The sequence below is a fragment of the Thermoanaerobaculia bacterium genome (assembly GCA_035260525.1).
In the GTDB taxonomy this organism is placed as follows: domain Bacteria; phylum Acidobacteriota; class Thermoanaerobaculia; order UBA5066; family DATFVB01; genus DATFVB01.
Window position 1 is genome coordinate 1 of the sequence record DATFVB010000216.1, and the last position, 8,750, is coordinate 8,750.

Consider the following 8,750-nt stretch of genomic DNA (forward strand, 5'->3'; position numbering starts at 1 on the left):
TCCTCGAGCCGATCCTCGTCCGGCCGACGGCCGACGGCCGCTTCCAGATCATCTCCGGGGAGCGGCGCTTCCGCGCCGCCCTCGAGGCGGGGCTCACCGAGGTCCCGACGATCGAGTTCGACGTCCCCGAGAACGAGGTCCTCGAGATCGCCCTGATCGAGAACCTCCACCGGAAGGACCTGACCCCGTTCGAGGAAGCGGAGGGCTTCCAGTCGCTGATCGACCGGCACGGCTACACGCACCAGCACGTCTCCGAGACCCTCGGAAAATCGCGCGTCTCGGTCACCGAGGCGCTCTCCCTCCTGCGCATTCCGGAAGACCTCCGCGACGAATGTCGGCGCGCCGACATTCACTCGAAGTCGCTGCTCCTCGACGTCGCCCGCGCCGGAGACCGCGACGAGATGGAGAAGAGAATCCGCGCGATCGTCGCGGGCGCGACCCGGGAGGCGCTGCGCCAGCAGAAGAAGGAATCGGAGGAGGAGCCTCGGCGCGCCCGCCCGTTCCAGTTCCGCTACGCGCCGAAGAACTCGCCGTTTCGCCTGAGCCTGGCGTTCAACCGCAGCCGGGTCGGCAAGGATGAGGTCGTCGAAGCGCTCCAGAAGATCATCGAGGAGATCCGCAAGGGCGAGATCGATCTCAAGAAGAAAACCTGAGGCGGGCGTCCGGGCGCGGACGGTCGGCGCGTCAGGAATCGGTGGTCATGCGTCGCCCGGCTTCCGGGAAGATCGTCACAAGCCCCGATCCGAATTGCTGACGGGTACATGGGCATCGCTATAGGGGGATACCGAGTATCGCCGGCAATATTATGTAGAAATAGGCAAACCGGCCGAGGATGCATCCTGCCGGAAGCGCGCTGCTTCGGTTTGCCTATTTTACATAATATATCTTATCGGACGCTGTAAGCCTGCTGCGGCCCGCCCTCCGGCCCGCCCTTTCGCGCCTCATCCCGATCCCCTATCGCGCACCGCGCGTCTCTTCTAGACTGCCGGCACCCATGCGTCTGATCACGCGCAACGTGCTGCGGGAAATCGTTCCGCCGTTCGGCCTCGGGCTTGCCGCCTACACGTTCCTTCTCCTCCTGCGTTCCCTCGTCCAGCTCTCCGAGATGATCGTGCGGCGCGGAGTTCCGGCGGCCGTCGTGGGCGATCTGCTCCTCCTGACCCTGCCGCAGGTGCTCGTCCTCACGATTCCGATGGCCTTCCTGTTCGGGATCCTCATCGGGATCGGGCGGCTGTCGGGCGATTCGGAGATCGTCGCGCTCCGGGCCTCGGGAGTGTCGCGCACGAGGCTTTTCCTTCCCGTCGGTCTCGCGGGTGCCGGGCTCGCGGTCCTGGTCGCGTTCCTCAGCATGTGGGGCTACCCGACCGCCAACGACCGCCTGGAACGGATGGAGAGCCGTCTCTTCGCGTCGGCCGCGCTCGAGATGGTCCGGCCGCGGGTCTTCACCGAGCCGCGCACGGAGTGGGACTGGGTGATGTTCGTCGACCGGGACCTCCCCGGCGCCGCCGGGTGGAGGGGGGTTTTCCTCGACGACCGTACCGACGCGAACCGTGAATCGGTGATCGTCGCGCGAGAGGGGCGATTCCGCTTCGACGGGCGGCGGCTCTGGCTCGATCTGTCCGGGGCGATCCAGCACACCACGGAGCGGCTCGACCGGCGCGTGTACCGTCTCAACCACAGCGACCGGCTGAGCATCCTCGTCCACGAGAGCCGCGACCGTTCCGGCCCCGGACAGCGGATCGAGAAGGGCGTGCGGCTCCAGACGCTGGCCGAGCTCTGGCGCAACGTGCGGGGCCCGGCGTTCTCTCCGGAGCGGCACCGCCTGCTCCAGGTCGAGATCCACAAGAAGTTCGCGATCCCCGTCGCCTGTCTCGTGTTCGCGCTCGTGGGGCTCCCCCTCGGGATCACGAACCGCCGCGGGGGCCGCGGGAGCGGCTTCGCGGTCTCTCTCGCGATCATCCTCGCGTACTACCTCCTCTTCAACACCGGTGAGAACTGGGCGGAGGACGGCCGGATGTCCCCGGCGCTCGCGATGTGGCTCCCCAACGCGCTGCTGGCCATCCTCGGCGGATTCCTCTTCCTGCGGCCGGAGCGGGAGCGCCTCTCGTGGGCCGAGCGATGGCGCCGATGGAGGGCCCGCCGGAGGGAGGCGGGGGCGGCGCCGGCGGAGGAGCCGGCCGCCGGCTCGTCGGCCGGGTCCGGGCTCGCGCGGTTTCCGACGCGCATCGACCGGTACGTCCTCTCCCCTTTTCTCGCCGCTCTGGCGGCCATCTACGCGTCGGTGACCTTCCTCTACGTGCTCGTGGACTATTCCGACCACGCGGACGACATCCTGAAGCGGCGCATTCCATCCGCCGTCGTCGCCGACTACTACCGGGCGATGCTCGCGCCGATCCTCGTGCAGATCCTGCCGTTCTGCGTGATGCTCGCGGCGCTCGTGGCGCTCTCGGCGCTTTCCCGGCACGGCGAGGACACCGCGTTCAAGGCGTGCGGCGTCGCTCTGCCACGGCTCGGCGTGCCGATCCTCGTCCTCGCGGTCGCGGCCGCGGGGGCCGCGTTCTGGACGGGCGAGTACGTCCTGCCGGGCGCCAACCGGGAGTCGCACCGACTGCTGGACCGGATCAAGGGACGCACGGAGCGCGCCGCCGCGATGCCGAGCGGAGGGACGTGGGCGCTCGGGGGCGACGGGTCGCGGATCTGGAACTTCGACACGTACGAGGCGGGGGCGCGGAGGCTCTGGCGCCCGTCGCTCTTCGAATTCGACCGCGACTTCCACCTCGTCGCGCGGACGACCGCCTCGACGGCGGAATGGGACGGCTCGGCGTGGAGGCTTCACGACGGGTGGCGGCGGACGTTCTCGGGCGGCGCGGAGACGTCGTTTGCGCCCTTCGGAACGCTCCGGGTCGCGGCGGATTCGCCGCGGCTCTTCGAGCGGGTCGGAAGGCGCCCCGACGAGATGCGCTACCGGGCGCTCTCCCGGTACGTCGAGCGCCTCTCGCGGAGCGGCTACCCGGTCGCGCCGCTCGCGACGGCGCTCGCGAGCAAGCCCGCGGCGGCGGCTCAGACGATCGTGCTGGCCTGCCTCGCTCTCCCCTTCGCGTTCTCGATCGGCCGCCGGGGAACGCTCACGGGAATCGGCGTGGGGCTCGCCGCCGGGATGATCTTCCTCGTGGCCGCCTCGCTCTTCACGCGCCTGGGAGAGGTGGGCTCGCTGCCTCCCCTGCTCGCGGCGTGGGGACCGGATCTCATCTTTCTGATATTTGCCGGGTACCGGATGACAACGGTGAGGACGTGAAGAGGAAAGCCCGAAATCCGAAGCTCGAAATCCGAAACAAATTCGAAACCCGAAACTCGGGGACGGCCCACAGGCTTCACCGCCGAGGGAAAATCGATCCCGGAGCGTTCCCGGTCTGTCCGGAGTTCTAGCCTTCGATCATTCGAATTCGTTTCGCGCTTCGATATTCGAATTTCGAAATTCGTGAGCCCGGATCGACGCTCCCGATCAGAAGCTCAGGTCCCCTCTTCCCAGGAATTCATGTACTTCACCTGCTCCGGCGTCGGAGTGTCGATCCGGATTCCCATCGCGGCGAGCTTCAGGCGGGCGATCTCCCGGTCGATCTCGTCGGGAACCTCGTAGATCCGGTTCTCGAGAGTCGAGTGATTCTTGACCATGTGCTCGGCCGCGAGCGCCTGGTTCGCAAACGACATGTCCATCACGGAAGCCGGGTGGCCTTCGGCCGCGGAGAGGTTGATCAGGCGCCCGTCGGCGAGGAGATACACCTTCCGGCCGCCCTCGAGCGTGAACTCCTCCACGAAATCGCGGACGGGCCGGCGCGCGCGGGAGAGCTTCTCGAGCGCCGGGATGTCGAGCTCGACGTTGAAGTGCCCGGAATTGCAGACGACGGCGCCGTCTTTCATCCGCGAGAAGTGGGCGCCCGAGATCACGCCCTTGTTTCCGGTCACCGTGATGAAGATGTCGCCGATCGCGGCGGCCTCGTCCATCGTCATCACCCGGAACCCGTCGAGCGCCGCTTCGATCGCCTTCGTCGGGTCGATCTCCGTCACGATCACGTGCGCCCCGAGCCCGCGCGCCCGCATCGAGACGCCCTTGCCGCACCATCCGTACCCGGCGACGACGACGTTCAAGCCCGCGATCAGGAGGTTCGTCGCGCGGATCACGCCGTCGAGCGTCGATTGCCCGGTGCCGTAGCGGTTGTCGAAGAAATGCTTCGTCCGCGCCTCGTTGACCGCGATCACCGGGAACTTCAGCACCCCGGCCTTCTCCATCGCGCGGAGCCGGACGACCCCCGTCGTCGTCTCTTCGGTGCCGCCGACGATCCCTTCCAGCAGGGCGCGCCGGTCCGCCGTGGAGAGCGACCGCGCCCACTCGCGGACGACCGGGTCGACGTCCTCGTCCTTGCCGAGGGCGAGGAAGAGGAGCGAGGAGACGAGGTCGGCCCCGTCGTCCATCGTGATGTTCGGCCGGTGCGCGAGCGCCGCCCGGATGTGCTCGTAATAGGTGGCGTGGTCCTCCCCCTTGATCGCGAAGACCGAGACGCCGAAGTCTTCGACGAGGGCGGCCGCGACCTCGTCCTGGGTCGAGAGCGGGTTGGACGCGCACAGCACGAGGTCGGCTCCCCCGGCGGTCAGCGTCCGCGCGAGGTTCGCGGTCTCGGTCGTGACGTGGAGGCAGGCGGAGAGCCGGATGCCGCGGAGCGGTTTCTCCTTCTCGAACCGGGCGCGGATCTGCGCGAGGACCGGCATGGATTTGTCCGCCCATTCGATCCGAAGGCGGCCCTTCGGCGCGAGCGAGGCGTCCTTGACGTGCGAGGCGACCTGCGTGGGCATCGTGTGCGTTCCTTTCGACGAAACCCCGGGATATTACACGATGCGCCGGGCCGCGCCGGTCACGCCGGCAGGATTCGGAGTCCGGATCCGGCCGCCTCCGGGGAAAGCCTCTGACGCCCTCCGGCGGTCACGGCGAAGTCGTCCTCGATCCGGACGCCGAATTCGTCCGGGAGGTAGATCCCGGGCTCGACCGTCTCGACGTTGCCGGCGACGAGAGGCCGGGCGTTGCCCGCGACGAGGTACGGCGTCTCGTGCCCGTCCATGCCGAGCCCGTGGCCGACCCGGTGCGTGAAGTAGGGGCCGAACCCGGCGTCGACGATCACCTTCCGGGCCGCCGCGTCGGCCTTTTCGCACGGGACGCCGGCGGCGAGCGTCGCGATGCCCGCGCGCTGCGCGCGCTCGACGACGTCGTACACCCGCTTGACCTTGTCGGCCGCGCGGCCGAACGCCGCCGTGCGGGTGATGTCGGAGGTGTACCCCTCGACCTCGCATCCGCAGTCGATCAGCACCACGTCGCCCGGCGCGAGCCGCCGGCCGCCCGGGCCGCCGTGGGGCAGCGCGCTCGACGGGCCGAACTGCACGAGGCCGTCCGAAGGCGTGCCGACGCGCGCGAACTCCTCCGCGAGGATCCGCGCGCCCTCCGTCTCCGTCATTCCGGCGCGCAGCCGCGCCCACGTCGCTTCGATCGCGGCGACCGTGCGGATCCCGGCGGCGCGGATGAAGCCCTGCTCCGCCTCCGACTTGACCGAGCGCAGCGCGTCGAGGATCTCGGTCCCGTCGCGGAGCACCGCGCCGGCCGACGCCCGCAGGCTCTCCGCCGTGTGGAGCGCGGTGGATCCCTCGACGGCGACGGTCCGGCCCGTGCCGAGGATGCGGCCGCAGAGAGCGAAGGGGTCCTCCGATTCCTGCCACGTCTCGATGCGGTCGAAGGCCCCCGTCTTCTCGGACCGCGGCCTCTCGAAGAAGGGCGTGACGACGGTCGCCGGCCCCTTCGCCGGAAGGAGCAGCGCCGTGAGCCGCTCGCTCCGGCCGATCGACAGGTTGGCGAGGTAGCGGAGATTCGTGCTGGGCGTGACGAAGAGCGCGTCGATTCGCCGGTGCGCCAGGGCCTGGCGAACCTTCTCCTGGCGCTCGCGGAAGGCTTCCTTCGGGAGCGGCGCGGGAAGCGGCGCCAGGCCATGCGGAGCGGGGGTCCCCTCCCCCGCGCGAACCGGGACCAGGGAAGCCGCGAATCCGGCGGCGGCGCCGCCCAGGAGGGATCGCCGGGACCATGTTCGAAGCGTCATCGCGGGAGCGTATCCGAACTCACGCCCGGCCGGAAGCCTCCTGGAGGAGCGCCATCGCGGCGGGGGCCGGCAGCGCCCGGCTGAAGAGGAAGCCCTGCATCTCCCCGCATTTCTGCCGCACGAGGAGGTCCCGCTGCGCGATCGTCTCGACCCCCTCGGCCAGGACGCGGAGCCGCAGCGCGCCGGCCATGTGGACGATCGCGCCGATGATCGCCTCGTCGGCCGAGCTGCCCGGGATGTCGCGGACGAACGACTGGTCGATTTTGAGCGTATGCACCGGAAGGTGCTTGACGTAGGAGAGGGAGGAGTGCCCGGTCCCGAAATCGTCGATCGCGATGCGGGCGCCGAGCCCGCGCAGGGCGAAGAAGAGCGCCCGCGTATGCTCGACGTCCTGCATCGCCACGCTTTCGGTCACCTCCAGCTCGAGCGTCGACGCGCGGATCCCGGACTCGGCGATCGTCCGCCCGACGATGTCGAGGAGGCCGCCGAACTGGACCTGCCGCGGGGATACGTTGACCGCGACCGTCACGTCGGCGAAGCCCGCGTCGTGCCATTCGCGCGCTCGGCGGCAGGCCTCGCGCAGGACCCACTCGCCGATCTCGAGGATGAGGTTCGACTCCTCGGCGACGGGGATGAACTCCCCGGGCGAGATCATGTTCCCGTCCGCCCCGCGCCAGCGCAGGAGCGCCTCGAAGCCCCGGATCTGCCCGTCGGCCACCCGCACCTGCGGCTGGAAGTGCACCTCGAGCTCGCCGCGCGACAGCGCGCCCTTGAGCTCGGCCTCGAGCGTGAGACGGCGCATCGCGCGGACCTGGAGCGCGCGCGTGTACAGCTGGCAGTTGTTGCGGCCGAGCTCCTTGGCCCGGTACATCGCCGCGTCCGAGTTCCGGACGAGCGTCTCCTCGTCGTCGCCGTCGTCCGGATAAAGGCTGATTCCGATGCTCGCGCTCGCCGAGAGCGTCCGACCGCCGATCGAGAACGGCGGCGCCATCGCCTCCAGGAGCTTGCGCGCGACGCGCACCGCGCCGTCGGCCGTGTCCGTGTCGAGGAGCAGCAGCGTGAACTCGTCCCCTCCGAGGCGCGCCACCGTGTCGATCTTCCGGACCGCTTTGACGAGCCGGACGGCGATCTCCTGGAGGAGCTGGTCTCCCGATTCGTGGCCGAAACGGTCGTTGATCAGCTTGAAATGATCGACGTCGAAGAAGAGCACGGCGAGCCGCCGCCGCTTCCGGCGGGCGACCGCGAGGGCCTGAACGAGCCGGTCGCGGAACAGCTTGCGGTTGGCGAGACCGGTCAGCCCGTCGTGGAAGGCCTGATACTCGATCAGGACCTCCGCCTTCTTGCGGCCGGTGATGTCGACGAGCGCCCCCTCGAACACGGCAGGGGTCTCGGCGGTCAGGCGGGTGAAGGTGCCGAGCACCCACATCGGCTTGCCGTCGCCGCGGCGCACCTGCATCTCCGCGTGCGAGACCTTCCCCTCCGCCGTGAGGAGCTGGACGATCCGGTCGCGGTCGCGGTCGTCGAAGTACATCTCCCCTTCGCGGCCCGCCATCGCCGCCTCCCGCGAGGGATATCCGAAGATCCGCGCGAACGCCTCGTTGCAGTCGAGGAGCGCACCTTCCTCCGTCATCCGGAAGATTCCCGCGAGGCTCTCGTCGAACAGGAACCGGTACCGCTCTTCCGAGCGGCGGGCGGCCTGCTCCGCGTCCTTTCGCGGCGTCACGTCGGCCGTCGCCCCGTGGATCGCGACGGGGCGTCCGACGTCGCCGTAGCGGAAACGGAAGACGTCCCGGAGCCATCGCTCCCGGCCGTCGTCCGTCGAGGCCCGGTACTCGATCGCGAGCCGTCCGGGCGCCGGGGTGCGAAACAGGGCGAGGTAGGCCGGGCGGTCTTCCGGGTGCACCCGCGCCGCGCCGAATTCCGGCTCCCATCTCCGCTCGGCCGGAGAGCAGCCGAGGAGAGGGGCGATGCCGCCGCTGACGAAGCGGAAACGCTGCGTTTCCGGATCCGCTTCCCAGAACGCCATCTCCAGGTCTCCGGCGATCTCGAGAAGCGCGTCGGAGTTTTCCCGTCGTTGCGGCGGCGATTCGTTCGATCCGTTCGCGCCCATTTCGATTGCGGCGCGCGAGCCGGTCACGGGCGGCGGTGTCCGCTCCGAATTGCCCCACTCGAGCGACGTGTGCGCATTATACCGACACGCAAAGAATCGATCATCGGAGCCGCGCATCCCCTCACGGCCGCCGAGGCTCCCAGGATGGCCCACGGTCATGGTTGAGGCGCGACGGGGCGCGAGCCCGGCGGGATGCGGGTCGACGGCCGGCCGTGAAGGCGTAAGGAATGCCGTACGTCGAGCGGCCGGCCGGCGCCACGCGCCCGCTCCGCCTTCGCTAAAGCTTCCTCCTCCGCTAAAGCTTCGGCGGGACGAGTCGGCGCGATCCTGTTGGCTTCGACCGGCCGCTCCGGCTCGCGCGAACTCACAGCCGATCGCGCCGTAGCTCGGCAGAGCGGAGGCGGACCGGCTCGATGCATCGCCGCGCCGGCCTGCGTCGATGCAGGAGGAAGCTCACTCAGTTCAGAATCCCCCGAAGGCGCGACGAGGCGCGAGCCCGGCGGGAT

At 69.5% G+C, this 8,750-nt stretch carries 5 protein-coding genes; 2 read left to right on the plus strand and 3 right to left on the minus strand.

Going from position 1 to position 8,750, the window contains the following annotated elements; genetic code table 11:
* Positions 1-653, plus strand: a 653-nt coding sequence (locus tag VKH46_11070) for a ParB/RepB/Spo0J family partition protein (protein HKB71375.1), incomplete at its 5' end; no start/stop codon positions are given.
* 341 nt (positions 654-994) lie between these two features.
* Positions 995-3,295 carry an LPS export ABC transporter permease LptF gene (gene lptF, locus VKH46_11075; protein HKB71376.1) on the plus strand — a complete coding sequence of 767 codons (2,301 nt, stop codon included), beginning with the start codon at positions 995-997 and terminating at the stop codon, positions 3,293-3,295.
* A gap of 215 nt (positions 3,296-3,510) precedes the next feature.
* Here lptF and ahcY read toward each other — a convergent pair whose 3' ends face one another.
* The 3 genes from ahcY to VKH46_11090 are packed head-to-tail and all read right to left on the minus strand — an operon-like array spanning position 3,511 to position 8,271.
* The gene (gene ahcY, locus VKH46_11080) at positions 3,511-4,848 is read right to left on the minus strand and encodes an adenosylhomocysteinase (GenBank protein ID HKB71377.1); all 1,338 of its coding nucleotides are present in this window, start codon (positions 4,846-4,848) and stop codon (positions 3,511-3,513) included.
* 59 nt (positions 4,849-4,907) lie between these two features.
* The gene (locus VKH46_11085; GenBank protein HKB71378.1) at positions 4,908-6,134 is read right to left on the minus strand and encodes a Xaa-Pro peptidase family protein; all 1,227 of its coding nucleotides are present in this window, start codon (positions 6,132-6,134) and stop codon (positions 4,908-4,910) included.
* A 19-nt stretch (positions 6,135-6,153) separates the two neighbouring features.
* Entirely contained in the window at positions 6,154-8,271 is a 2,118-nt protein-coding gene (locus tag VKH46_11090) for an EAL domain-containing protein (protein HKB71379.1), read from the minus strand.
* Positions 8,272-8,750: the final 479 nt, after the last annotated feature.

Bases quoted from the DNA above. Each gene is read 5' to 3' on its own strand.
- lptF (HKB71376.1), top strand. From the start codon at position 995: ATGCGTCTGATCACGCGCAACGTGCTGCGGGAAATCGTTCCGCCGTTC.
- ahcY (HKB71377.1), bottom strand. From the start codon at position 4,848: ATGCCCACGCAGGTCGCCTCGCACGTCAAGGACGCCTCGCTCGCGCCG.
- VKH46_11085 (HKB71378.1), bottom strand. From the start codon at position 6,134: ATGACGCTTCGAACATGGTCCCGGCGATCCCTCCTGGGCGGCGCCGCC.